Annotated in this window: 22 protein-coding genes and 3 pseudogenes; 15 read left to right on the top strand and 10 right to left on the bottom strand. The window is 65.3% G+C overall.

Annotation, left to right across the window (positions count from 1 at the left end):
* Window positions 1–21 precede the first annotated feature (21 nt).
* Window positions 22–414: a VOC family protein gene (locus tag QP181_RS02885; RefSeq protein ID WP_333927520.1), complete on the top strand. Its 393-nt coding sequence runs from the start codon at window positions 22–24 to the stop codon at window positions 412–414.
* 4 nt (window positions 415–418) lie between these two features.
* On the opposite strand, the pseudogene QP181_RS02880 reads toward QP181_RS02885, so the two are convergent.
* The 3 genes and pseudogenes from QP181_RS02880 to QP181_RS02870 form a co-directional block, all read right to left on the bottom strand.
* Window positions 419–1,905 (bottom strand): annotated as a pseudogene (locus QP181_RS02880) (MFS transporter).
* Window positions 1,906–2,985, bottom strand: coding sequence for a LacI family DNA-binding transcriptional regulator (locus QP181_RS02875; protein ID WP_443027511.1), 1,080 nt, complete (start codon window positions 2,983–2,985; stop codon window positions 1,906–1,908).
* A 208-nt stretch (window positions 2,986–3,193) separates the two neighbouring features.
* Window positions 3,194–3,820 carry a glutathione S-transferase family protein gene (locus QP181_RS02870; RefSeq protein WP_333927519.1) on the bottom strand — a complete coding sequence of 209 codons (627 nt, stop codon included), beginning with the start codon at window positions 3,818–3,820 and terminating at the stop codon, window positions 3,194–3,196.
* A 102-nt stretch (window positions 3,821–3,922) separates the two neighbouring features.
* Between QP181_RS02870 and QP181_RS02865 the strand changes: the two genes are divergently transcribed.
* Window positions 3,923–5,338: a dihydrolipoyl dehydrogenase gene (locus QP181_RS02865; protein ID WP_333927518.1), complete on the top strand. Its 1,416-nt coding sequence runs from the start codon at window positions 3,923–3,925 to the stop codon at window positions 5,336–5,338.
* A 146-nt stretch (window positions 5,339–5,484) separates the two neighbouring features.
* Here the strand turns inward: QP181_RS02865 and QP181_RS02860 are convergent, their stop codons facing one another.
* A complete protein-coding gene (locus QP181_RS02860; protein WP_333922050.1) occupies window positions 5,485–5,685 on the bottom strand; it encodes a hypothetical protein in 201 nt (66 codons plus the stop codon).
* A gap of 108 nt (window positions 5,686–5,793) precedes the next feature.
* Between QP181_RS02860 and paoA the strand changes: the two genes are divergently transcribed.
* The 4 genes and pseudogenes from paoA (at window position 5,794) to QP181_RS02840 (ending at window position 10,634) form a co-directional block, all read left to right on the top strand.
* A complete protein-coding gene (paoA, locus tag QP181_RS02855; protein ID WP_333927517.1) occupies window positions 5,794–6,438 on the top strand; it encodes an aldehyde dehydrogenase iron-sulfur subunit PaoA in 645 nt (214 codons plus the stop codon).
* Entirely contained in the window at window positions 6,435–7,385 is a 951-nt protein-coding gene (locus QP181_RS02850) for an FAD binding domain-containing protein (protein WP_333927516.1), read from the top strand. Before paoA ends, QP181_RS02850 begins: the two co-directional genes overlap by 4 nt.
* Window positions 7,386–7,390: 5 nt before the next feature.
* A pseudogene (paoC, locus tag QP181_RS02845) lies at window positions 7,391–9,584 on the top strand (aldehyde oxidoreductase molybdenum-binding subunit PaoC).
* 60 nt (window positions 9,585–9,644) lie between these two features.
* Window positions 9,645–10,634 (top strand): NAD(P)H-dependent flavin oxidoreductase, encoded by a 990-nt coding sequence (locus QP181_RS02840; RefSeq protein ID WP_333927515.1) that lies wholly within the window; start codon window positions 9,645–9,647, stop codon window positions 10,632–10,634.
* 152 nt (window positions 10,635–10,786) lie between these two features.
* Here QP181_RS02840 and QP181_RS02835 read toward each other — a convergent pair whose 3' ends face one another.
* A complete protein-coding gene (locus QP181_RS02835) occupies window positions 10,787–11,251 on the bottom strand; it encodes a DUF1465 family protein (protein ID WP_333927514.1) in 465 nt (154 codons plus the stop codon).
* A gap of 143 nt (window positions 11,252–11,394) precedes the next feature.
* Window positions 11,395–11,592: a YdcH family protein gene (locus QP181_RS02830; RefSeq protein WP_333927513.1), complete on the bottom strand. Its 198-nt coding sequence runs from the start codon at window positions 11,590–11,592 to the stop codon at window positions 11,395–11,397.
* 286 nt (window positions 11,593–11,878) lie between these two features.
* Between QP181_RS02830 and QP181_RS02825 the strand changes: the two genes are divergently transcribed.
* Complete coding sequence (locus QP181_RS02825; RefSeq protein ID WP_082463337.1) at window positions 11,879–12,034, top strand: YdcH family protein; 156 nt, start codon at window positions 11,879–11,881, stop codon at window positions 12,032–12,034.
* Window positions 12,035–12,148: 114 nt separating this feature from the next.
* Here the strand turns inward: QP181_RS02825 and QP181_RS02820 are convergent, their stop codons facing one another.
* On the bottom strand, window positions 12,149–12,433 hold the full coding sequence (locus tag QP181_RS02820; RefSeq protein WP_333927512.1) for a PilZ domain-containing protein: 285 nt from the start codon (window positions 12,431–12,433) through the stop codon (window positions 12,149–12,151).
* 230 nt (window positions 12,434–12,663) lie between these two features.
* The gene (gene dksA, locus QP181_RS02815) at window positions 12,664–13,134 is read right to left on the bottom strand and encodes an RNA polymerase-binding protein DksA (protein ID WP_132738428.1); all 471 of its coding nucleotides are present in this window, start codon (window positions 13,132–13,134) and stop codon (window positions 12,664–12,666) included.
* 430 nt (window positions 13,135–13,564) lie between these two features.
* Between dksA and QP181_RS02810 the strand changes: the two genes are divergently transcribed.
* A complete protein-coding gene (locus tag QP181_RS02810) occupies window positions 13,565–14,476 on the top strand; it encodes a hypothetical protein (protein WP_333927511.1) in 912 nt (303 codons plus the stop codon).
* 71 nt (window positions 14,477–14,547) lie between these two features.
* Here the strand turns inward: QP181_RS02810 and QP181_RS02805 are convergent, their stop codons facing one another.
* Entirely contained in the window at window positions 14,548–14,988 is a 441-nt protein-coding gene (locus QP181_RS02805; protein WP_132738434.1) for a host attachment family protein, read from the bottom strand.
* 146 nt (window positions 14,989–15,134) lie between these two features.
* On the opposite strand from QP181_RS02805, the gene serS reads away from it, so the two are divergent.
* The 6 genes from serS to QP181_RS02775 all read left to right on the top strand — a co-directional run bounded on the left by serS (window position 15,135) and on the right by QP181_RS02775 (window position 20,299).
* Window positions 15,135–16,412, top strand: a complete 1,278-nt coding sequence (gene serS, locus QP181_RS02800; RefSeq protein ID WP_333924167.1) for a serine--tRNA ligase — start codon at window positions 15,135–15,137, stop codon at window positions 16,410–16,412.
* Window positions 16,412–17,176, top strand: coding sequence for a 5'/3'-nucleotidase SurE (surE, locus tag QP181_RS02795; RefSeq protein ID WP_333927510.1), 765 nt, complete (start codon window positions 16,412–16,414; stop codon window positions 17,174–17,176). Before serS ends, surE begins: the two co-directional genes overlap by 1 nt.
* On the top strand, window positions 17,176–18,060 hold the full coding sequence (locus tag QP181_RS02790; RefSeq protein ID WP_333927509.1) for a LysM peptidoglycan-binding domain-containing protein: 885 nt from the start codon (window positions 17,176–17,178) through the stop codon (window positions 18,058–18,060). Before surE ends, QP181_RS02790 begins: the two co-directional genes overlap by 1 nt.
* Window positions 18,057–18,401 carry a murein hydrolase activator EnvC family protein gene (locus tag QP181_RS02785; protein ID WP_333927508.1) on the top strand — a complete coding sequence of 115 codons (345 nt, stop codon included), beginning with the start codon at window positions 18,057–18,059 and terminating at the stop codon, window positions 18,399–18,401. Before QP181_RS02790 ends, QP181_RS02785 begins: the two co-directional genes overlap by 4 nt.
* 251 nt (window positions 18,402–18,652) lie before the next feature.
* The gene (tyrS, locus tag QP181_RS02780; RefSeq protein ID WP_333927507.1) at window positions 18,653–19,876 is read left to right on the top strand and encodes a tyrosine--tRNA ligase; all 1,224 of its coding nucleotides are present in this window, start codon (window positions 18,653–18,655) and stop codon (window positions 19,874–19,876) included.
* A 105-nt stretch (window positions 19,877–19,981) separates the two neighbouring features.
* On the top strand, window positions 19,982–20,299 hold the full coding sequence (locus tag QP181_RS02775) for a PilZ domain-containing protein (protein WP_132738446.1): 318 nt from the start codon (window positions 19,982–19,984) through the stop codon (window positions 20,297–20,299).
* Window positions 20,300–20,301: 2 nt separating this feature from the next.
* On the opposite strand, the pseudogene recG reads toward QP181_RS02775, so the two are convergent.
* Window positions 20,302–22,351 (bottom strand): annotated as a pseudogene (recG, locus tag QP181_RS02770) (ATP-dependent DNA helicase RecG).
* Window positions 22,352–22,424: 73 nt separating this feature from the next.
* Here recG and QP181_RS02765 point away from each other — a divergent pair.
* Window positions 22,425–22,691 (top strand): FAD assembly factor SdhE, encoded by a 267-nt coding sequence (locus QP181_RS02765; RefSeq protein ID WP_333927506.1) that lies wholly within the window; start codon window positions 22,425–22,427, stop codon window positions 22,689–22,691.
* The last annotated feature ends 77 nt before the right edge of the window (window positions 22,692–22,768 follow it).

Below are 22,768 nucleotides of genomic sequence, written 5' to 3'. Positions count from 1 at the left end.
CCGATCAGGGGGAGAGATACGATGCATGTTCCAGCGGGCTTTGCCGTCGTCACGCCGTATATCTTCGTCGACGGCGCCAACGAGTATATCGACTTCCTCACAGCCGCGTTCGGCGCGCGCGAGATGGGCCGGAGCAGCGATCCGACCGGCCGGATCGCCAATTGCCAGATGCTGTTCGACACCTCGGCGATCATGCTGAGCGAAGCGTCCGACCAATTCCCGGCGAGTTCGGTATCGCTGTACCTCTACGTCGCCGATGCGGATGCCGCGATGGCACGGGCGATCGCGGCGGGCGGAGAAAGCATCATGCCGGTCTCCGACATGCCGTATGGCGACCGACAGGGCGGCATCCGCGATCCGCGCGGGATACTCTGGTGGATGTCACAACGGATGACCGACGCGCCCTATTTCTAAGCGACTAGGCGGCCCGCGGCACTCGTAGCATTGCCAGCGCAGCCACGCCCATCACCCCCGCGGCGATCAGCATCGCCCACACTGCGTCGCCGGGGAAGAACGTCCGCACGACCTGCCCCATCACCGACGACACGATCAGCTGCGGCAACACGATGAAGATGTTGAACAACCCCATGTACACGCCGAGCTTCGCCTGCGGCAGCGCGTTGGACAGGATCGCATAGGGCATCGTCAGGATCGACGACCACGCGATCCCGATCAGGACCATCGATCCGATCAGCAGATACTGGTCGCGCACCACAAGGAATGACGCAAACCCGGCTGCACCGCTGAGCAGCCCGAGGATATGGGCATTCCGGCGGCCGATCCGCGCCGCGAGCGATGGCATCACGAACGCCCACAAAGTGGCGACGCCGTTATACACCGCGAACAGCACGCCGACCCAGTTCGCGCCCTCGTTATACGCCGCACTGGTCGTGTCGGTCGTGCCGAACACATGCTGAGTGACGATCGGCGTGGTGTAGATCCACATGATAAACAGCGCCGACCAGGTGAAGAACTGGACGAGTGCTAGCTGCTTCATCGTTTGCGGCATGGTGCCAAGATCGCCGACGATCTGACTGAGAACGTTGGACTCCCTACCCGATCGGACCAGCGCTGCGCTGGCCAGCAACGCAGCGCCAAACGCGATTAGCCCGCCGCCTAGCAGGTAGACCGGCTTGTCGAGCCCGAACCGCGCCACCGCGGCGATGACGATTGCCCCAAGTGCGATCCACACCGGCGCGAGCTTTGCGCTCGACCGTACGTGCGTGTCGCGCGGTGCAACCTCACCCTCGTCCTCGAACGCTGCCATCTCTGCCGGCGAATATTCGCTGGTTGTCAGCACGGTCCACAGCACCGCGAAGAACAACGCGAGCGCGCCGATGTAGAAGCCGTATTGCACCGAGGGCGGAATGCCGCCCGCGGGCGCGGTGTTGGCGACCTGGAACACGTCGGTGAGGATGATCGGCGCGAGGCTGCCGATCACCGCGCCAGCACCGATGAACCCGGTCTGGAACGCGAACCCCGCGGTCCGCTGGCGGCTGCCGAGCATGTCGCCGACGAACGCGCGGAACGGCTCCATCGCGACGTTGAGCGATCCGTCGAGCATCCACAGCAGCACCGCGGCGACCCACAGCACCGGCGCGTTGGGCATCGCCATCAGCGCGATCGTGGCCAGCATCGCCCCGGCGAGGAAATACGGCCGCCGGCGGCCGAGCTTGCCCCAGGTCCGGTCGCTGTAATGCCCGATCACCGGCTGGACCAGCAGCCCGGTCAACGGCGCGGCGATCCACAGAAAGGCGAGATCATCGACGCTGGTCCCCAGCGACTGGAAGATCCGGCTGACGTTCGCGTTCTGCAGTGCGAAGCCGATCTGGATCCCGAAAACCCGAACGATATGTTCCACAGCCCCCAGAACCCCTGGGCCGGCTTCTCCCTACGTGACAGCATTCAGCGTCCTTCGCCCGACGAACGCCGGATCACGAGTTGGGTGGGCAGCATCATGCTCTCGACCGGGCGATTGCCGATCCGCGCGAGCAGCATCTCGACGAGCCGCCGCCCGGCCAGACCGCTATCCTGCGCTATCGTCGTAAGTGGTGGGTTGGCGAGGCTGGCCGCGGGGATGTCGTCGAACCCGACGATCGCGACATCGTACGGCACGGCGATCCCCGCCCCTGCCAGCACGCGCATCGCCGCCAGTGCGATCAGATCGCTCGCGGCGACGATCGCGTCGAACTGAACGCCGCGCTGGAGCAGTTCGTGCGTGGCCCTGGTCGCGTCCTCCTCGGTCGAGATCGATTCGACCTGGAGTCGCGGATCGACCGTCAGGCCTTGCTCACCGAGCGCTGCGACATAGCCGCGATACCGATCGTGGAACTCGGGATAATGATCGGTCGCACTACCGAGAAACGCGATCCGCTTACGCCCCCGTTCGAGCAAATGCCGCGCCGCCGCCGTGCCGCCTGCGATATTGTCACAACCGATCGTCAGACCAGGCTGGCCTGGCTGGACCGAGCCCCAGCGAATGAAGTGCGTCCCCTGCGCGACCAGCATCTCGAGCCGCGCGCGATAATCGGCATAATCGCCATATCCCAGCAGGATCAGCCCGTCGGCGCGGTGGCTGTCCTCGTAATCGGTGTGCCAGTCGCTGGAGAATTGCTGGAACGATACGAGCAGATCGTAACCGTGCGACGCGCACGCCGCCATCATCGCGCCGAGCATGCCGAGGAAGAACGGATTGACCACCGTCTCGTCGGGTGTCGGATCGCGGAACAGCAGCAGCGCGATCGTCTTGGTCGTGCCGTTGCGCAGGTTGGAGGCGCTACGATCGACGGTGTAGTTGAGCTGTCGCGCGATCGCCTCGATCCGTTGCCGCGTCGCGAGATTGACCGTCGGGCTGCCGCGCAGCGCTCGCGAGACCGTCGGTTGCGACACGCCCGCCAGTTGCGCGATGTCGAACGAAGTCGGCTTTCCCGTGAGCTTGCCCATAGGCTTGGCGGCGGCAGTCACGACGATCGGGTCCTCCAGCATCCTCACGGTTCCACACGCGCCTTGCTGGCGGGGTGACCGTGATCGAGCATCACTCGAGAATGCGGGGCGCGTCAACGAACGGCGCGGCGGCACCGTGACAATCGTGCCACAGAATCAAGCCGCTACCGCTACCATGCCGCTGAATACGTATGCGCAGGCCATGCGGGGTCCGCCATCCCGGCTCTGCGCCGGGATGGCGGTCACGCGATTAGCGGCGCGTTGGCATCAACGGTCCGCCGATCTCCGTTGCGGAGATGAACGCCGGGCGCGCGCGCAGGCGATCGAGATAGGCGGCGACTTCGGGATGCTCCTTCAGCAAGCCCGTGCTCTCCGCGATCGCCAGCATGTAGCACATCTGGATATCGGCCAGCATGAGCTGCTCGCCCATCAGATACGGGCCATCGCCAACGCCTGCAGCGATATAGTCGAGCGTCTTGGTCACCTCGGGGCCGGTGAACTTGGTCAGGCCTTCGGGCAGTCCGCCCATCCGTTTGCCGAACATCGTCATCATGATCGGCAACGCGGCCGAGCTTTCGACATATTGCAGCCACTCGTCGTGGATCGCGGCGGCATCGCTGTCGACCGGCGGCGAAAAGCGGCGGTCGCCGTAGCGTTCGTCGATGTATGACAGGATCGGCGCGCTTTCGGCGAGTGTCAGTGCGTCGTCGACGAGGACCGGCGCTTTGCCGAGCGGATGGATTGCCTTCAGCTCGGGCGGCGCGCGGAAGTTCTCGTCACGCTCGTATTTGGCGAGGTCGTATTCGATGCCGAGTTCCTCGAGCAGCCAGAGGACGCGGATCGAACGCGAGTAGTTGAGGTGGTGGAGGGTTAACATGAGCGTCCTTCGTCAGGGAATGTGCTGCACTGCGGAACGGCTGGGCGGTGTCGAAGGTTTCGTCGACCATGGCTCCGGAATTCTCCGGCAACGGAGAGACTTATGACGAAGCTGACCTGCGACGTGGCGATCATCGGCGCCGGGACCGCGGGCCTTGCCGCCGAGCGCAGTGCGCGTCGCAATGATGCGAAGACGCTGCTGATCGACGAGGGCTTTGGCGGTACGACCTGTACGAGCGTGGGATGTATGCCTTCCAAGCTGTTGATCGCGGCGGGGAATGCGATGCACGCGGTCGAGCAGGCTTCGGTGTTCGGGGTCGAGGCGTCGGGCAAGGTCGACGGCGTCGCGGTGATGGCGCGGGTTCGCGAGGAACGCGACGCGTTCGTCGCCGGGGTCGAGGCTTCAATCGACAAACTGCCCGACGACGTGAAGATCGAGGCGCGTGCGAAATTCGCCGGCGCGACGGTCCTGTCGCTCAGCGATGGTCGCGAGGTTCATGCAAAGGCGGTGGTGATCGCGACCGGATCGAGCCCGATGATCCCCGCAATGTTCGACGCGGTGCGCGACCGGGTTTTGACCAACGAAAGCATCTTCGAACTGAACGATCTGCCCAAGTCGCTTGGTGTAGTCGGTGCGGGTGCGTTGGGGCTCGAACTGGCGCAGGCAATGGCGCGGCTCGGCGTCGAGACGATGGTGTTCGATACGGGTGACACGATCGGCGGGCTGAAGGACCCCCATGTCGGTGAAGCCTATCACGCGATCCTGTCGCGCGAGATGCCGATCCTGCTCGGTGTCGAGCTCGAGGTGACGCCCGAGGATGATGGCGTCATGCTGTCGTGGAGTGGGCCGGCTTCCGGCAAGCAGCGCTTCGATTATCTGCTGGTCGCGACCGGGCGACCGCCGCGCATCAAGGGTATCGGGCTCGAGACGACCGGCCTCACGCTCGATGAGCATGGCATGCCGGAGTATAATTGTGAGACGATGCAGTGCGGCACCGCGCCGATCTTCATCGCGGGCGATGCGGATCATGACCGGGCGGTGCTGCACGAGGCGTCGGCAGAAGGCACGATCGCGGGGCGGAATGCGGCGAGCTATCCCGAGGTGACGCCGGGGAAGCGAACGGTGCCGTTCGCGATAACCTTCACGCATCCTAACGTCGCGGTGATCGGCAAGATCGCCAAGGATGATGATGCGGACAGCGTTATCGGCACTGCGTCGTATGACGATCAGGGCCGCGCCAAGGTCGAAGCATGCAATGCGGGGCTGGTGCGGTTTTATGCCGACCGCCGTGATGGGCGGCTGACCGGCGCGACGATGGCGGGGCCAGCGGTCGAGCATAGCGCGCATCTGATCGCATGGGCGATCCAGAGCGGCTGGACCGCGACCGAGGTGCTCGATCTGCCCTTCTATCATCCGACGTTCGAGGAGGGGATGAAAGGCGCGCTCCGCTCGATTTGTAGCGAGGTGCACGCGCCGACCCCGCCGGATCGCGATGACGGGTTTACGCCGGGGACCTGAGGCTCACTTCTGATCCTCCGTAAGGGGGAGGTGGCTGGCCCTTGCCAGACGGAGGGGGAGGTAGGCGCCACCTTCGTTCCGTGTCCTCCCCCTCCGCCACCTTCGGTGCCACCTCCCCCTGGCGGGGGAGGATCGTTAGATCTGAGCTACTCCTCCAAGTCCAGATACGCGACCACGTCGTTTTCCGTCGCCAGATACAGCCCCGCCTGGACATCTTCCTCCTGTTGCGCGGCGATCGCCAGCGCCTCGCCCAGCGGCCCATAGAACAGCGTAGTCGCGGCCCCGCCCTCGCCGCTGTCGTCGAGATGATACAGCCGAACCGACACGCCGGAAGAAATCGTCCGCATTACAATACCCTACCCAAAGCTTCATGACCGAGAATTCACGGAACCAAATGCGAAGCAGCGCAACTTTGCCGCGCTTCACCCGTTAGGCCAACATATACAGGGGTTTATATGCATCAGGATGAAGGTTTTCCGGTATCGCGCCGTGGCGTGATCGCCGGCGGTGTCGCGTCTGCCACGTTGGCAGCGACACCCGTGGCACAGGCCCAGACCCAGGGTACCGCGCAGTCGGCTCCGCCGACCATGCCGGTGACGCTGAAGGTCAACGGCCGCACCACTAAGCTCAACGTCGACACGCGCATCACGTTGCTCGACGCGCTGCGTGAGAGTTTGAAGCTCACCGGCACCAAGAAGGGTTGCGATCACGGTCAGTGCGGCGCGTGCACCGTGATCGTCGAGGGTCGCCGGATCAACAGCTGCCTGACGCTTGCGGTCATGCACGAAGGCGAGGAGATCACGACGATCGAAGGCCTCGGCACGCCCGAGAAGCTGCATGCGATGCAGGCGGCATTCGTCAAGCATGACGGCTATCAGTGCGGCTATTGCACCCCGGGCCAGATCTGTTCGGCAGTCGCTACGCTCGGCGAGATCAAGGCCGGGATCCCTAGCCACGTTACCGGCGACATCGCCGCGCAGCCTGCGGTTACCACCGACGAACTGCGCGAGCGGATGAGCGGCAACATCTGCCGCTGCGGTGCCTATGCGAACATCATCGACGCGATCCACGACGTCGCGGGTACGGAGCGCAGCGCATGAAGGCCTTCACCTACGAGCGCGCCACCTCGGCGAAGGAAGCCGCCAGCGCCGCAGTCCGCACGCCGGGCGCGAAGTTCATTGCGGGCGGCACCAACTTGCTCGACCTGATGAAGCTCCAGATCGAGACGCCGCAGCATCTGATCGACGTCAATGGCCTCGGCCTCGACAAGATCACGCCGACCTCCGAGGGCGGTCTCCGTATCGGCGCGCTCGTCCGTAACACTGACCTCGCCGCCGACGCGCGCGTCCGGAAGGACTACGGCGTGCTCAGCCGCGCGCTGGTGTCCGGCGCATCGGGTCAGCTCCGCAACAAGGCGACCACCGCGGGCAACCTGCTTCAGCGCACGCGGTGCCCGTATTTCTACGATACCACCAAGCCCTGCAACAAGCGTCAGCCCGGCAGTGGGTGTGCCGCGATCGGCGGGTTCAACCGCAACCTCGCCGTGATGGGCACGAGCGATGCCTGCATCGCGACGCACCCGAGCGACATGGCGGTTGCGATGCGCGTACTGGATGCGACGGTCGAAACGGTGAATGCCACCGGCCAGACGCGGACGATTCCGATCGCGGACTTCCACCGCCTCCCCGGTGCTACGCCGAACATCGAGACGTCGCTTGCGCCGGGTGAGTTGATCACTGCGGTCACGTTGCCCAAGCCCATCGGCGGAACGCACATCTACCAGAAGGTGCGCGACCGTGCGTCCTACGCGTTCGCGCTGATCTCGGTTGCCGCCGTGATCCAGCCGGGTGGCCATGGGCGTCTTGCGTTCGGTGGTCTTGCGCACAAGCCGTGGCGCGTCGAAGCTGCCGAGGCGCAGATACCCAATGGCGCCAAGGCGACCGCGTCGGCCGTCCTCGCCGGCGCCCGCACCACATCACAGAACGCGTTCAAGCTGCCGTTGGTCGAACGCACCATCGGCGCCGTGTTCGAAGAAGCGAAGGCCTGATCGCCATGAAGTTCGATACCCCCGCCACGGCGAACCCGACCGACCGCATGAAGGTGCTCGGCCAGCCGCTCGACCGCATCGACGGCAAGCTGAAGACCACCGGCACTGCGCATTATGCCTATGAGCGCAACGACGCCGCGCCCAATGCGGCCTATGGCTACATCCTTGGCGCGGCGATCGCCAAGGGCCGGATCGAGAGCATCGACACGGCTGATGCGAAGGCCGCGCCGGGCGTGCTCGCGGTCGTCACTTATGAGAACGCCGGCAAGCTCGGCAAGGCAAAGAACCACACGGCACGGATGCTTGCCGGGCCAGAGGTCCAGCATTACGATCAGGCCGTCGCGGTCGTCGTCGCCGAGACGTTCGAGCAGGCGCGTGCGGCCACCAAGCTGCTCCGCGTCAACTACGCACGGGCCGCCGGCAAGTTCGATCTCGCCGCATCGCAAGCGTCGGCCACCAAGCCCAAGAGCGGCAACCCCGACACCGCCGTCGGCGATTTCGCGGGCGCGTTCGCCAAGGCGGCGGTCAAGGTCGACGAGCGCTACACCACGCCCGACCAGAGCCACATGATGATGGAGCCGCACTCCACCACTGCGGCGTGGAAGGACGGCAAGCTCACGCTCTGGACCTCGAACCAGATGATCGCCTGGGCGGTCGGCGACATGAGCGAGACGCTGCTGCTGCCCAAGGAAAGCATCCATGTGATGTCGCCCTATGTCGGCGGCGGGTTCGGGTCGAAGCTCTGGGTCCGCAGCGATGCGGTGATGGCCGCGCTCGGGTCGCGTGCGATCGGCGGACGTCCGGTGAAGCTCGCGCTCGCCCGCCCGCAGGTGATGAACAACACGACGCATCGCCCCGCGACGATCCAGCGCCTCCGCATCGGTGCGCAGAAGGACGGCAAGATCACCGCGATCGCGCACGAAAGCTGGTCGGGCGACCTGCCGGGCGGTGGTCCCGAGACCGCGCCGAACGCGACGCGTCTGCTCTATGCCGGCGCCAACCGGATGACCGCGACGCGTCTTGCCGTGCTCGACCTTCCCGAAGGCAACGCGATGCGTGCGCCGGGCGAGGCGGTCGGCCTGCTCGCGCTCGAAGCGGCGATGGACGAGCTGGCCGAGAAGCTGAAGATGGACCCGGTCAAGTTGCGGATCATCAATGATACGCAGGTCGATCCGGAAAAGCCGGCGCGTCAGTTCTCGCAGCGCGATCTGGTCGGCTGCCTGAAGACCGGCGCCGAACGCTTTGGCTGGAACAAGCGCAACCCCGTCCCCGGTCAGGTCCGCGACGGCCGCTGGCTGGTCGGCATGGGCATGGCGTCGGCGTTCCGCGACAACGTCACTATGAAGTCGGGCGCGCGCGTCGGGATCGACAAGAAGGGCGTCGTCACCGTTGCCACCGACATGACCGACATCGGCACCGGCAGCTACACGATCATCGGCCAGACGGTTGCCGAGATGATGGGCGTACCGATGGACAAGGTCGTCGTCCTGCTCGGCGACAGCAGCTTCCCGGCCTCGTCGGGCTCGGGCGGCCAGTGGGGCGGCAACAGCTCGACCGCGGGCGTGTATGCCGCGTGCATGGCGCTGCGTGACTCGGTTGCACGGAAACTCGGGTTCAACTCGACCGACGTCGTGTTCGAGGACGGCAAGGTGAAGTCGGGCAACCGCAGCGTCTCGCTCGCCGAGGCGGCTGGCGATGCCGGCCTCTCCGCCGAGGATCTCGATCGAGTTCGGCGATCTGACCAAGACCTATGCGCAGGCCACGTTCGGCGCGCATTTCGTCGAGGTCGGCGTCGACTCGGCGACCTGTGAAATCCGCGTCCGCCGGATGAGCGGCGCGTTCGCGGCGGGTCGTATCCTCAACCCGAAATCGGCCCGCAGCCAGGTGATCGGTGCGATGACGATGGGCGTCGGTGCGGCGCTGATGGAGGACGCGATCGTCGACACGCGGTTCGGCTATTTCGTCAACCATGACCTCGCCGAATATCATGTGCCGGCGCATGCCGACATTCCGATGCAGGACGTGTTCTTCATGGACGAACTCGACGAAAAGTCCTCGCCGATGAAGGCCAAGGGCATCGGCGAGCTCGGCCTATGCGGCGTCGGCGCGGCGATCGCCAACGCGGTCTACAATGCGTGCGGTGTCCGCATCCGCGAATACCCGCTGACGCTCGACAAGGTCATCGGCAAGATGGCCTGATACCCTGCCCTCCATCCCGCCGCATCGTAGGCTGGGGTGGAGGGCAAAACCGGGTCTGGCGTGGGCGAATGGGTTGCGCTAGGAAACTGGCATGACCGTACCCGCTATTCTAAAAACCTGCGCCTGCCCGTCATCGGCTCGCCGCTGTTCATAATTTCCGGCCCCGAGTTGGTGATCGCGCAGTGCAAGGCAGGCATCGTCGGCTCGTTCCCCGCGCTCAATGCGCGCCCGCAGGCTATGCTCGACGAGTGGCTGCACCGGATCACCGAGGAACTCAGCGCGCATAACCGCGCTAATCCCGATCGCCCGGCGGCACCGTTCGCGGTCAACCAGATCGTCCACAAATCCAACGACCGGCTCGAGAGCGATCTCGAGACGTGCGCCAAGTGGCAGGTGCCGATCGTAATTACCTCGCTCGGCGCACGCGAGGACCTGAACACCGCGGTACACGGCTGGGGCGGCATCACGCTGCACGACGTGATCGACGACCGGTTCGCGCGGAAGGCTATCGAGAAGGGCGCCGACGGTCTTATCGCGGTCGCAGCCGGGGCCGGTGGTCATGCCGGTCGCCTATCGCCGTTCGCGATCATCCAGGAAATCCGCCAGTGGTTCGATGGTCCGCTCGCGCTGTCGGGTTCGATCGCAACCGGCGACGCGGTGCTCGCGGCGCAGGCGATGGGCGCGGACTTCGGGTATATCGGTTCGCCGTTCATCGCGACGACCGAGGCGAACGCGGACGCAGCGTACAAGGACGGCATCGTCGCGGGCAAGGCCGCCGACATCGTCTACTCGAACCTGTTCACCGGCGTGCACGGCAACTACCTCCGTGCGTCGATCGAGGCGGCGGGGATGGACCCCGACAATCTTCCCGAGGGTGATCTCAAAACGATGGACTTCGGCGGCGGCAACGGGTCGAAGCCCAAGGCGTGGCGCGACATCTGGGGTTCGGGCCAGGGCATCGGCGCGGTGAGCAAGGTCGAAAGCGTCGCCGATCGCGTCGACCGGCTGGAGCGCGAGTATCGCGCGGCGCGGACGCGATTGGCGCTCTGACCGCTCCATCCCAAGCCCTGCTGGGCCTCGTTCGTAAGCCAGTGCCCCCCGCCTCTGCATGTGAAGGCGCGATGCAGCGAATTGACTTAGCCTCCTCGGCTCGAGGCGTATCCGTACTAATCGGTCGGATCGTGACTGCGGCCGGGTAAGCCCTAGAATGATGCCCGTGCGAGCATGCGCTGTATCGACAAGGCGGGGCTGGTGACATCGAGGTCGATCTGGTCCAGTCCCCGATCAAGCCGGCCGACCCGGCGATGCAGATCGGCGCTGGCCTCGATCAGCGTCCGCGCCCGCGTCGGCAGGACGTCGAGCAGGCTCTGGTCGGTCACCGGTGCATCGCCAAGCCGTCGTGCGGGATCGAGCGCATCGCGAGGGTGTAACTCGCCCGACTCGATCGCTCGCTGCGTCAACAACCAGGCAATCACGTGCATCAATCGCGTCGTCACTTTCAGCGACTCGCAACTGAAGCTCACGCGGATCATCGGATCGAGCGTATCCCGGTCCGTGCGCCCTACCTCATCGAAATAGGTGCGTGCCTCATCGGCCAACACCATCGCTTCGCTATACAGCGCATCGACCAGTCGCCGATGCAAAGGCGATTCCTGCAGACCATTCATCGAGGTGCGATGCCATAGGCACCCCGCCCCGCCCAGTGTGATGACCAGTGATCCAACCGGCGGTTTGTACGAAACGTACCAAAACGATGCACCTTGGACACAGACGGTGATCAGTGCGTCCTGATGCTCGTCATCACCGCCGCTTAGGCGATGATATCGGGAACGAGTATGTCCTCGCACGCGGCGATCTCATCGCGCAGCCTGAGCTTCCGCTTCTTCAGTCGTGCAATCTGCAACTGGTCCGGGACCGGCAGCAGGATCAGGGCGGCGATTGCATCGTCGAGGTCGCGGTGCTCGATCCGCATCCCGTCGAGCCGAACCCGAATCTGCGCCTCGTCCACGCCGTCTCTAAGATACATGCCGATCCTCCGTCGCCCGAGTCCTTAGCAAATGCGGACGCGCTGGCGAGCGCTAAAGCGTCGCGAGGATCGCGTCGGGCGCAAGCGCGTCATGCAACGAAACTTCGCGTAAATCGACACGACCGACAATGGGTCTTGATCTTACCACCCAGAAACGGGTCATCGCCTGAACCGGTCGCCCAATCGATTTGGTCCATTTTCGATGAAGACATTATCGTGACATGGTGGTTTACTCAGTACCCAAACCTAATGCAGGAGGTACTTCACTGTGCAGACGACGCATCAGACAGCCCTGGAAACCAAGCACGCCGTGCTCGATCAGCGAATCGCCGCCGAAACGCACCGACCCTTGCCCGACGCTGCTATCCTCGCGAGCCTGAAGAAGCAGAAACTGCGGCTCAAGGAAGAGATCGTCAGCCTGTAATGGTCTGAACCACACCTATCCTGCGATCGCTCTTCAGGCAGGGATTTGAGGAGCGATCGTCACGGTCAAACGCATCCGGTGCCGCTACACGAGGGCATCACTGGACATCAAAGCTCACGAAGACGATTTGACAGTTCCACTAGTTGGTTTGCGCGCCTTTTTAGGATCGATCGGCTTATCGAGCGCGATCCCCATCCGTCCGGCCATGCTCCAGGCGACCTTGCCGACGATCTCACCGATCCCGCGCAAATTCAGCCAGACTCGCGTGCCAACGTCGGCCGGCCTGTCCAGCTCGATCATCAGCCCTCCCTCGGACAGATTGCGGACGCGAACCTCGTGTACGATGCGCTCGTCACCAAGTTGGCATTGCGCGACCAGCAAGAGACTGTCGCGCGCCACTGCCCGCTTTCCGGAACCCGAATCTCCCGACGGTGCATCGTGCACCACGCCGTCCGAAGATCGATCCGTGGCTGTCGTACGATCGAAGCTGTCCATCATTGTCTCGCACCGTCGAGGCCCAGTGGCCGAAGCCACGTTCACGTATAGGCCGAAAACCCGCCGAAATACTTAACGGCGGGCGCCGGCCGATCGCGACTCTAGCTCAGGCTCGATCGAGGGGATATCCCGAATCAATCTTCGCGCGAGACCTTCTCGTTGCGCTCATGCCGCTCCTGCGCCTCGACCGTCATCGTCGCGATCGGTCGTGCCTCAAGCCGGGCCAGGCTGATCGGCTCGCCGGTGACTTCGCAATAGCCATATTCGCCCTCGTCGATCCGGCGAATCGCCGCCTCGATCTTCGAGACGAGCTTGCGCTGCCGGTCCCGCGTGCGGAGTTCGATCGACCAGTCGGTTTCGCTCGACGCACGATCCGTGAGATCCGCCTCGCGCAGCGAATCCACCTGCAACTGCGACAAGGTCTCCTGCGACTCCCGAAGGATCGCCTCCTTCCACTCCTGCAACTTACGACGGAAATACGCCTGCTGCTTCAAGCTCATAAAGGGTTCGTCGGCATCAGGCCGATAGCCTTCCACGTCGCTGTCGTTCGCAGCGTTTCGGTTGGTAGTTCCGGTATCGTCCATACGATTCATCACGGTTGCCATACCACTCTCCCTCTGGCCCCGTCGGATCAACCACGCTGATCTCCGAGGACCGCCCCCAAATGGTGAATGGGCCTATAGTCGTGCGCGGAGACGACCACAAGCGACCGGACTTGCGCAAACATCGCCTACCTCGACATTATATTACAAGTATACAATTTCGCGTTTCACGCCGGGCAGCCGACCATTGGCTGCGGCTCCTCCCCCATTCGCTTCCCAGACGATCAAAGATGTCCCAAGCCGGCACGTTAACGGCGAGTCGGATCCATCGATGTCGGCAAACAGGTGATTCAGCCCGCCGAATGTGGTTAATGCTATTGCACTTAACGGTTTGTTTTGCAGTTAGTGGGATAGCGATGTCGTAATCATCGCACACGGGGATCCGGCAACACGAGGGTGCCGGCAACGAAAGAATGACGCTATGTCGGTTAGGATGGCCTTGGCCAAATTGTGCGCCTGTGCGTGTGGTGGTGCCCTGATCGGCGGCGGCGCCGTGCATGTTGCGGAAAGCTCCAATCGCACCGCCAATACCAAGCGGGTGCTCGTCAAACGCGTTGCCCGCCCGCAGATCGCCGCTGTGCAGCGACCCCGCGTTCGCCGCGTCACCACCACGACCCGGACGACCTGTGCTCCGACCGTCGTCACGGTCGCCAATGCCGCGCCGGTCCCGATCCCCGCGCCGGTTGGCGAGGGGTATATCGGCGGCGGCGGGGCTGGTGCAGCGCCGGTTGTCATTGGCGGCAGCGGTGGCTTTTTCGGCGGCGGGCTTGGCGGTGGCTTCGGCGGCGGCTTTGGCGGAGGCGGCGGCTCGAGCGGCAGTATCGTCATCTCGTCGACGTCGAGTGGCGGATCGACGTCGGCCGGCGGTTCCAGCGGCGATGTGTCCTCGTCATCCAGCGGCAACGTGTCGACCTCGTCGAGCAGCGCATCGTCGGCATCGTCCGCGTCCTCGGCATCGTCGGCCAGCAGCGGCAGCTCGTCGGGCGGCAAGCCTGACAAACCCGGCCATGACGGGTCGAGCTATGGCTCGAGCAGCAAGGGCTGGGGATCGAACGGCGGCTGGAATTCGACCGGCGGGTGGAGCTCGAACGGATCGTCGGGCAGCTCGGCTTCGTCGGGCAGCAGTGCATCGTCGGCAAGCTCGAGCGGATCGAGTGCCAGCAGCGCGAGCAGTGCCAGCAGCGCGAGCAGTGCGAGCAGCGCCAGTTCGAGCGGCAGCACCGGATCCAGCGGCGGGCCACCTGCCCCGGTTCCCGCGCCGCCGATGGTGCTGCTGTTCGGGGCGGCCGCGGCCGCGCTGGTCGCCCGCAAACGCTTCGCCAAGCCGGCCGCGATCGCCGCCTGACGCTTTCGCCTCACACATTAAAAAGGCCCCGCTGGACATGTCCGGCGGGGCCTTTTGCTTAGGCGTTGACGTCAGGCCGCCTTTAGCGCTTTCTCGATGTCCGCGATCGGATGGCCGGTCAGATCCTTGTCGAGCTCACCCGTCAGCCGGCTGCTGACTTCCTTGTGATAATGCTTGCGCAGCTCGCCGAGAGTCTTGGGCGGTGCGACGACGATGAGCGACTCGTAATCGTTCTTGAGCGCGCGGACTTTGAGGAAATCGGCGGCTTCGGCGGCGAAACGATCTTCTTCGAGCTGGTGGAAATCAGTCGGCTCGACCGAGCTCTGCACACCGCCACGCGGCGACGATGCACGCCCGGCGGCATCGGTTGCCTGATCGCGGGTTGCGGGATTGACGTGCTCCTGTGCCTTTTCGACGACCAGATTGAAGTCCGTATTGTCGCCCTCGTTACGCAGAAACAGCATTTTCCGACCGTCCGCGACGAGCACGACCGAGTTATGGGGAAGATGCATGCGATATCTCCTTCTTCGCTGTGCGTGTGATGAATGAACGCGCCGCAAACTCGAGAGGTTGCGGCGCGTTCCGATCCTTCCCGGCAAAGGGGGGATTAGGAGAGCCCGCCTTGCGCCTGCGCACCCGTCTCGGCATAGCCTCGGGCATGCACGACATACGCCTGATCCGCGACGATCCCGCCGCCTTCGACGCCGCCCTCGCCAAGCGGGGCTTCGCACCGCAGTCCGCCGCACTGGTCGCGCTCGACGAGCAGCGGCGGGCGACGATCGCGGAGTCACAGACCGCGCAAACCCGTCGCAACGAGCTGTCGAAGGCGATCGGCCAGGCCAAGGCGCAGAAGGACGAGGCCAAGGCGCAGGCGCTGATGGCCGAGGTCGCGAGCCTGAAGGAGGCGCTGCCGCAGCTCGAGGCGGACGAGGCGCGGCTGAGCGGCGAGCTAGGCGACATGCTCGCGGCGATTCCCAACCTTCCCGCAGCAGACGTCCCCGAGGGCGGTGGCGAGGACGACAACGCGCTCGTCCATACCCGCGGCACGCCCACGATTTTCGCCTTTACCGCTCGCGAGCATGACGCGATCGGCCCTGCGATCGGCCTCGATTTCGAGACCGGTGCGGCGATGTCCGGCGCGCGGTTCACGCTCGTTCGCGGGCCTGCCGCCAAGCTGCAGCGCGCGCTGGGCCAGTTCATGCTCGATCACGTCGCCGACGCTGGCTTCGAGCAGGTCTCGCCGCCGCTTCTCGTCCGCGACGAGGCCGTATTTGGTACCGGCCAGTTGCCGAAATTCTCGGAGGATCTGTTCCGTACCACCGATGGTCGCTGGCTGATCCCGACCGCGGAGGTGAGCCTCACCAACATCGTTCGCGAGCAGATCCTGACCGAAGCCGAACTGCCGCTGCGCTTCACCGCGCTGACGCCGTGCTTCCGCTCCGAGGCAGGCGCAGCAGGGCGCGATACGCGCGGCTATATCCGCCAGCATCAGTTCGACAAGGTCGAGATGGTCTCGATCGTCACCCCCGACATGTCGGAAGCCGAGCACGAGCGGATGACGGCGTGCGCGGAGGGCGTTCTCGACGCGTTGCAGCTGCCGTTCAGGCGGATGCTCCTATGCACCGGCGACATGGGCTTTACCGCGGCACGCACCTACGATCTCGAAGTCTGGCTGCCGGGCCAGGCGCGCTATCGCGAGATCAGCAGCGTCTCGACCTGCACCGATTTCCAGGCGCGCCGGATGAACGCGCGCTATCGGCCCGAGGGCGAGAAGGGCACGCGGTTCGTCCACACGCTCAACGGGTCGGCGCTCGCGGTCGGCCGGACGCTCGTCGCGGTGCTGGAGAACTATCAGCAGGAAGACGGCTCGGTCGCGGTGCCGACGGTGCTCCAGCCGTATCTCGGCGGTCTGACAGTGTTGGAGCCAAAGCGCTGATGCGGATCCTGCTGACCAACGACGATGGCTATCATGCGCCCGGTCTCAAGGTGCTGGAGACGATCGCGCGGACCTTTTCGGACGATGTCTGGGTGGTGGCGCCTGCCGACGAACAGTCCGGCGCGGGCCATTCGCTGACGCTGTCGCGGCCGATCCGCGTGCGGAAGCATGGCGAGAAGCGCTTCGCCGTTGCGGGCACGCCGACCGATGCGGTGATGATGGCGCTCGCCAAGATCATGAAGGATTGCCCGCCCGACCTGATCCTGTCGGGCGTCAACCGCGGCGCGAACCTCGCCGAGGACGTAACCTATTCGGGCACCGTCTCGGCAGCGATGGAAGGCGCGCTGGGCGGCATCCGATCGATCGCGCTGAGCCAGATCTACAGCCGCGAGGGCATGCGCGACAGCGTGCCATTCGAGGCCGCCGCCGCCTGGGGCGAGCGCGTATTGCGCCCGCTGATCGATGCGCCGCTCGCGCCGCGGACGCTGGTCAACATCAACTTTCCCGCCGGCCCGGCCGATGCGGTGAAGGGCGTTCGCGTCGTCGGCCAGGGCCTGCGCGACTATGGTCGGTTGCAGATCGTCAGCAACACCGACCCGCGCGGCTACGAGTATCACTGGTTCGCGCTGGGCCGCACCGTCGAGACGCCCGCGCACGCGACCGACCTCGAGGCGACCGCGGAGGGGTATGTGTCGGTGACTCCGCTGCATCTCGACCTGACGCATTTCGAGTCGATGGATATGCTCGAACGGGCCTATCGCTGATGCGGCGCGCGAGCCTGTTTGCGGTGGCGACAGTGCCGCTGCTCGGGCTCGTCGCGTGTATTCCGCAGGTCGAACGTCCGGCCGGTTACGGCACCGCGCCGGGCCAGCCGTATCGCGATCCCCCGCCGCGGCGCGATGATCAGCCCCGTCGGGACGATGATCGGCCCCGTCGGGACAATGATCGGCCCCGTCGGGACAATGATCGGCCCCGTCGGGACAATGATCGGCCACGACAAGACGACGATCGGCCGCGCCGGGACGACACGCCGCCGCAGGATATTCCTGGCCGCGATACCGGCGAAGTCGCCGCCCTGCCCGCACCGCGCCCCGCCTGGGAAGCGCGGCCGGTCAGTGCCGATGCGAAGACCATTCCCGACTCGACCTATCTCGTTCGGCCCGGCGATACGCTCGCCCGTGTGGTCGACCGCAGCGGCGCGAGCATGGAAGCCATCGCGCGCGCCAACGATCTCGAATCGCCCTACACGATCCGCGCTGGCCAGCGGCTGACGATCCCCGGCGGGCGTTATCACCAGGTCCGCCGCGGCGAGACCGGCATCGCGATCGCGCGCGCGTACGGCGTCGAATGGTCGCGGATCGTTGCCGCCAATGCGCTGGTCGAACCATACGTGCTGCGTGCCGATCAGCGCATCCAGATCCCCGACGCTCCGGGGGCGGCAGGCCAAGTGCCTCGGAACGCGCGCAGGCGTTCAAGCTCGACATCGACGACATCCTCACCGGTGGCGAGCCCGCGCTGGCGAACAATCAGGCGCCAGCTCGGCCGATCGCGACACCGCGTCGCGTGCTGCCGTCAAACGCGGTCGTCACCGCACCAGCCCGGCTCGCAAGCGGCGGCTTTCTGTGGCCGGTCGACGGCAAGCTCGTGAAGCGCTTCGGTCCGGGGGCGAGCGGCGAACGCAACGACGGGATCAAGATCGCCGTGCCGATGTCGACACCGATCCATGCCACGGCGGACGGCGTGGTCGCCTATGTCGGCGACGGCATCGCCGCGCTCGGTGGGCTGGTGATCGTCAAGCATGGCGGCGGCTGGACCAGTGTCTACGGCCATGCGTCGAAACTGTTGGTGCAGCGCGGCCAGAGCGTGAAGCGCGGTCAGACGATCGCGCTGTCGGGCGACACCGGGTTTGCGGATCGTCCGGAACTGCACTTCGAACTGCGCAAGGGGCGGACGCCGGTGGATCCGACGTCGCAGCTGCCGCGAAGCTGATCCGTCCACTACCCGTAACCCACTCCCTTCCCGTCATCCCAGCGAAAGCTGGGATATCCCGGTTCGGGCCACGGCACCCGCCCCACAAAGATCCCAGCTTTCGCTGGGATGACGGTTGAGGCTGGGATGACGGTGATGGCCGGAATGACGTGAATCTCCCCTCCCGCTTGCGGGAGGGGTCGGGGAGGGCATGGGAGCCACGAAGCCCCTCCCTAACCCCTCCCGCAAGCGGGAGGGGAACGAGACGCACCATGACCTACCAGTCCGACCTGCTCACCACGCTGACCTCGCGCGGCTATGTCCACCAGATGACCGACGCGGCCGCGCTGGATGCGCTCGCCGGTAAGCAGGTCGTGCCCGGCTATATCGGCTTCGATCCGACCGCGCCGTCGCTCCACGTCGGCAGCCTCGTCCAGATCATGCTGCTCCGCCGGCTCCAGCAGACCGGGCACAAGCCGATCGTCCTGATGGGCGGGGGCACCGGCAAGATCGGCGACCCGAGCTTTAAGGACGAAGCGCGCAAACTGCTCGGCGAGGACGGGATCAAGGCCAACGTCGCGTCGATCCGTCGCATCTTCGAACGCTTCCTCACGTTCGGTGACGGGCCCACGGACGCGGTGATGCTCGACAACGCGGAATGGCTCGACGCGCTCGAATACATCCCGTTCCTGCGCGATGTCGGCCAGCATTTCTCGGTCAACCGGATGCTCGCGTTCGACTCGGTCAAGCTCCGCCTCGACCGCGAACAGTCGCTGAGCTTCCTAGAATTCAACTACATGATCCTCCAAGCGTACGACTTCCTCGAACTGTCGCGCCGCGCTGAGTGCCGCCTGCAGATGGGTGGCTCGGATCAATGGGGCAACATCGTCAACGGCATCGAATTGTCGCGCCGGATGGACGGCACCGAGGTCTACGGCGTCACCACCCCGCTGATCACGACCGCGGACGGCGGCAAGATGGGCAAGACGATGTCGGGCGCGGTCTGGCTGCACGAAGATCAATTGCCGAACTTCGATTACTGGCAGTTCTGGCGCAACACCGACGACCGCGACGTCGGCCGCTTCCTGCGCCTATTCACCGACCTCCCGCTCGACGAGATATTCCGTCTCGAAGCGCTCGAGGGCGCGGAAATCAACGCCGCCAAGATCGTCCTGGCCAACGAAGCGACGGCAATGTGTCGCGGCCGGGCTGCCGCCGAACAGGCTGCGGAGACTGCGCGAAAGACCTTCGAGGAGGGTGCATCCGGCGATTCCTTGCCAAGCTTTGCCGTTGCGTGTGGCTCGATCGGGATCGTCGAGGCGCTCGTCGGGCTAGGCTTCGTCGCCTCCAACGGCGAAGCGCGACGGAAGATCGCCGAGGGTGCGGTACGGATCGACGGTGCCGTGGAAAAGGAGCCGACCGCCTCGATCGATGTCGCGGCACCGGTCCGTCTGAGCCTCGGGAAAAAGCGGCATGGGATGCTAACTCCCTCGTAACGGAAAGCATTTTGGTTGTGAAAAACACGCCGTTAGGCATCTCCGTTCGCACGAGGTTCACAGCGACGCCGGTAAGCCAATGGTCCTAGAAACGGGGAACATCCGATGCGAAATTATGCCACGGCTGTTCGAGACCACCGCGGCGAGCCACGCGACGAGGTGATGCACCGCACGCATGCGATCGACGGCGATGGTCGGAGCATGAAACTGGTGCTGGTGAACATGTCCGCGAATGGACTGATGGCGCGATGCGAGGGTTCGCCCGAGGCTGGCGATCGGCTGCGGATTACCCTGCCAATTCTAGGCGGCGTCGATGCGATCGTACGCTGGTCGCTTGGTGGACGGATCGGCTGCGAACTCGAACAGACGATTCCGCTGTCGGACTATTATGGCATGCTGACGGTGATGGTCCGCAACATCTGACGTCAGCCGGAGCGGAGCAAGGCAACGCCGGCGTCGCGATCGAACAGATACAGCGCCGTACGCGCCGCCTGTCCCCTCGGCCCTTCGAGCCCGCCGTCGCGGTCGATCAATAACCGCGCGTCGTCGTGCGCGCATTGCAGCAGGTCGGCCATCATGTCGGGGGTCGCGAGCCGGAACGCCATCTCGCCCGACTGCTTGGTGCCGAGCAGTTCGCCGGCACCGCGGAGGCGGAGATCCTCCTCGGCGATGCGGAAACCATCGTTGGTCTCGCGCATCAATGCGAGCCGCGCACGCGACGTCTCGCTGAGCGACGACCCGCGCATCAGCAGGCAGATCGACCGACCGGTGCCGCGCCCTACCCGTCCGCGGAGCTGGTGGAGCTGGGCGAGGCCGAAGCGGTCAGCGTGCTCGATCACGATCAGCGTCGCGTTGGGGACGTCGACGCCGACCTCGATCACCGTTGTTGCAACCAGAACGGACGTGCGGGCGGCGGAGAACTCGGCCATCACCGCGTCCTTCTCCGCGGGTTTCATCCGGCCATGGACAAGCGCCACCTTGTCGCCGAAGCGGGCGCGGAGGGTTTCCGCGCGCATCTCGGCGGCGGCGAGGTCGCTCTTCTCGCTCTCCTCGACCAGTGGGCACACCCAGTACGCCTGCCCGCCATCCGCCAGATGACGGCCGAGCGCATTGACGACGTCGTCGAGGCGGTCCTCGGAGATCACGCGCGTCTCGATCGGCTGGCGGCCGGGCGGCATCTCGTCGAGGCGGCTGACGTCCATTTCGCCATATTGCGCGAGCGTCAGCGTGCGCGGGATCGGCGTCGCGGTCATCGCGAGCAGATGCGGCGGCGCGACGCCCTTCGCCTGCAAGGTCATGCGCTGTGCGACGCCGAAGCGATGCTGCTCGTCGACCACCACCAGCGCGAGGTCCTTATAACCGACCGCATCCTGGAAGATCGCGTGCGTGCCGACGAGGATGTCGATCTCGCCGCTCGCCAGCGCCATCAGCGTCGCCTCGCGCACGCGACCCTTGTCGCGCCCAGTGAGCACGCCAACGTTGATCGGCAGGCCGGCGAGCGTTTTCCGTAGCGTCTCGAAATGCTGGCGCGCGAGGATCTCGGTGGGGGCGAGCATCGCCGCCTGCGCGCCGGCCTCGACCGCGATCAGCATCGCCATCGCCGCGACCAAAGTCTTGCCCGAGCCGACATCGCCTTGCAGCAGCCGGAGCATCGGCGCGGTCTGCGCGAGGTCGCCCTCGATCTCGGCTACCGTTCGCGATTGCGCGCCGGTCAGCGTGTAGGGGAGCTTCAGCAGATCACGCAGCCGCCCGTCGCCGTGGAGAGCACGCCCTCGCCGTTTGCGCGTGTCGGCACGGACCAGCGTGATCGCGAGCTGATTCGCGAACACTTCGTCATACGCCAGCCGCTCTCGCGCCTTTGCGTCCGACGGGTCTGCATGGATACGCTGGAGCGATTCGTGCCAGCCGGGCCATTCGCGTTTTGCCTTCAGGCCGGGCTCGATCCACTCGGGCAGATCCGGCGCGCGCGACCGCCTGCGTGGTCAGCGCCGCCAGCCGCCGCGACGTGAGGCCTTCCGACAGCGGATAGATCGGCTCGCGCTCGCGCAGTTCCTCGTCCGGCTCGACGATGTCGGGATGGACGATCTGCAATTCCTGGCCATATTCGTCGAGCCGGCCCGAGATACGCTTGGCCTCGCCGATCGGGAGCAGTTTCTTCGCCCAGCCCGAACTCCCGCCGAAGAAGACCAGGCTGACGTAATTGCCAAGCTCATCGGTCGCCTGCACGCGGGTTGGACCACGGCCAGCGCTAATCTTGTAGTCGCGCGGGGTCAGCGTGATCGTGATGATCCGCCCGGCATCGCTCGACATCAGTTCGGTGCGCGGCAGGCGATCGACGTATCCGGTCGGCAGATGGAAGGCGACGTCGACGACGCGCGCGAGCCCGAGCCGGTCGAGCGGCTTGGCAAGCGCAGGCCCCACCCCTTTCAGAACGAGGGTTTCGGCGAACAGCGGATTGAGGATTTCGGGTCGCATGACTATCTGGCCTCTATAGCCTAGCCGACGCCCGCCGCCAGCGGGTCGCCGGCTCTTCGTGTTTGGAGATACGATGGACCACGAGACCCGCCTCAAGCGCCTGGGCTTTCGCAGCTCGCACCGCGGCACGCGCGAAGCCGACATGATGATCGGCGGCTTCTTCGAAACCTATGGCCGGACGTGGACGCCCGAGCAGCTCGACTGGTTCGAGGCGCTGCTCGAGGAACAGGACGTCGACATTATGGGCTGGGCGATCGGCTCGATCGCGTGCCCGCCCGAATGGGACGGGCCGATGATGCAGGCGATGCGCGACATCGATTACGTGACGGTCGTGAAGTAACATACTCCCTCTCCCTGCTGGGGAGAGGGTCGGGGTGAGGGGCAGCCAAGCAGTGCAGCGCCCGGAACAGCCCCTCA

The organism is Sphingomonas sp. LR55, assembly GCF_036856015.1.
Lineage (GTDB): Bacteria > Pseudomonadota > Alphaproteobacteria > Sphingomonadales > Sphingomonadaceae > Sphingomonas.
This window is presented reverse-complemented; position numbering and strand designations above follow the sequence as displayed.